Annotated in this window: 3 protein-coding genes; 1 reads left to right on the top strand and 2 read right to left on the bottom strand. The window is 54.4% G+C overall.

The window, feature by feature from the left end; all coding sequences use genetic code 11:
- A partial coding sequence (locus RTY00_RS23900; RefSeq protein WP_312666627.1) for an AraC family transcriptional regulator occupies positions 1 to 797 on the bottom strand: 797 nt, incomplete at its 3' end.
- A gap of 180 nt (positions 798 to 977) precedes the next feature.
- Between RTY00_RS23900 and RTY00_RS23895 the strand changes: the two genes are divergently transcribed.
- Positions 978 to 1,877: a DMT family transporter gene (locus RTY00_RS23895; protein WP_312666626.1), complete on the top strand. Its 900-nt coding sequence runs from the start codon at positions 978 to 980 to the stop codon at positions 1,875 to 1,877.
- 38 nt (positions 1,878 to 1,915) lie between these two features.
- On the opposite strand, the gene RTY00_RS23890 is transcribed toward RTY00_RS23895, so the two are convergent.
- Entirely contained in the window at positions 1,916 to 2,155 is a 240-nt protein-coding gene (locus RTY00_RS23890) for a hypothetical protein (protein ID WP_008101313.1), read from the bottom strand.
- Between the last annotated feature and the right edge of the window lie 54 nt (positions 2,156 to 2,209).

Genomic DNA, 2,209 nt, shown 5'->3' with positions numbered 1-2,209 from the left:
GAGGAGTGAAAACCGCAGCGCAGCGCGATTTCTGTTAGCGGTAAACGGCTGAATTTCAGTAGCTGCAACGCAGCATCCATGCGGCGGCGCATCACATATTGATGCGGTGCCTCACCAACGCTGCTACGGAACATACGAGCAAAATGGTATTCGCTCAGCGCCGCTTCGGCGGCCAGCTGCGCCAGCGTTAATGGCTGATCAAGCTGCGCATCGATATACGCCATCACTCGCCGCAACACGGCGGGCGCCAGTCCACCACGCACCTGCGGCGCTTGCCATTGCACATCGCTGTAACGTTGCAGCAGATGCGTCATTAGCAACGTTGATGCGCTGCTGAGCATCAACTGATTCGCCGGCTGCTGCCAGTCGGTGCTGAGCAAGAAGTGGCGATAAAGTTGGGTGATACGATCGTCAGCCGCGAAGATCTTTTCATGCAGATTGAGCTGCGAAGGACTGCGATCCCAAATCTGTTCGCCCAGGTGGCGCAGATGTTCATCGGTGCAGTAGAGATGCACAAACGATAAATCGGCACGAATATCCCACACCGATTCAACTCCGCTCGGCATCAGACAAAAGCGATCCGGGCCACCGCCGTTACGCCAGCCGTGCTGAGTTTTATGCCAGGTTTCATAGCCGTCGGCGGTATACAAACTTAGGGTGTGATGATCGCTAAGATTGGTGACGCGATCGCCGCTGTTAAACCAGGCCGCCAGCTTAATACCGCTCGACAACTGCACGCTGTCGCGCAGCTGCGCTTTGTGGCGCTGTAGCATGTTGAAGGTCTGGTAATCGGCCATGGTTGATATCACTCGCAGTTCATGAGCGCCTAGTGTACGGATCTCCGCAGACAGAAAACAGGTCACAGCCGGACGCAAAAGTAAAAAGCGCAAGATTTTGCAATTGCCGCGCAAAAACGTGCAAGCCGCGCGTTGCTTTTCACGCCACACTGCGAGCCAGATTGTGTCGGAGAGTGCGTTATGAATGTGATGTTATACCTTGCCGTGGTGATGATTTGGGGAACCACCTGGATCGCCATTTTCCTGCAGCAGGAAGCAGGCGATACGCCTGTTTTGGTGGCGGTATTTTGGCGTTTCTTACTGGCGTCGCTGGTGATGCTGGCGATCCTCAAACTGCTGCGTCGGCTGCGAACGCTGGATAAGCGCGATCATCTGTTTTGTCTGCTGCAGGGTTGCTGCGTGTTTGGCTTCAACTTTGTCTGCTTCTATCATGCTGCCGCGTGGATCAGCAGCGGACTGGAGTCGGTGATCTTTTCGATGGCCGTGCTGTATAACGCGCTCAACAGCTGGATCTTCTTCCGTCAGCGCCCTTCGTTTCGCCTGTTGCCAGCGGCGGTGCTTGGCCTGGGCGGCATTGTTGCGCTGTTCTGGAATGATATTCAGGCGGCGCATCCCGCTCCGCAGTTGCTGTGGGGCGTGGGCCTCAGCGCACTTGGCACGCTGGGCTTCTCCTTCGGCAATATGATTTCTCTGCGCCATCAGCGTCGTCAGCTCGATATTCTGACTACCAATAGCTACGCGATGCTGTATGGCGCTTTGGTGATGGCCGCACTGGCGTTAGTGAATGGCGATTCACTCGCACCCGCGCTGAATATGCAGTGGTTAGGTGCGATGAGTTATCTGGCAATATTTGGTTCGGTATTGGGATTCGGCGCCTATTTCACGCTAGTTGGTCGCATTGGTGCCAGTCAGGCCGCCTACAGCACTTTGCTGTTCCCGCTGGTGGCGCTAACGCTCTCCACGCTTTACGAAGGTTATCACTGGCATAGCAATGCAATTGTTGGGTTGGTGATGATTCTAGCGGGGAATATGGTGATGTTTGTGCGCTGGCCGACGCTGGGTCGATTACGTACCGCATAAATAACGAGAGCGGGCATTGCGCCCGCTCTTTTGTTCCTCTAACGCCAGCCCTGAACGCCGATATTGAGCTGGTGAGGTTTAGTTATGGCTTTTCTGGCAATCCAGTAAAGCAGGACGCGTTCATCATCTTTGTCGCGGTCGGCCATTGCCAGTAATTTCAGCGACAACGTGGATTTGTTCACTGGTTGATGCTCATCGCTTAACTCGATCACCGCCTGACCGATAATGCAGCAAACCTCATCCTCATTAGACGCGGATTCATATGTTCGGTCTTTCATATTTCCTCCTCTTGAATGAATTTTAAGCCTGGCAAACATCCGCGACTTTGCAGG

Origin of the sequence: Pantoea sp. CTOTU49201, assembly GCF_032054795.1 — a bacterium.
In the GTDB taxonomy this organism is placed as follows: Bacteria; Pseudomonadota; Gammaproteobacteria; order Enterobacterales; family Enterobacteriaceae; genus Pantoea; species Pantoea symbiotica.
This window is presented reverse-complemented; position numbering and strand designations above follow the sequence as displayed.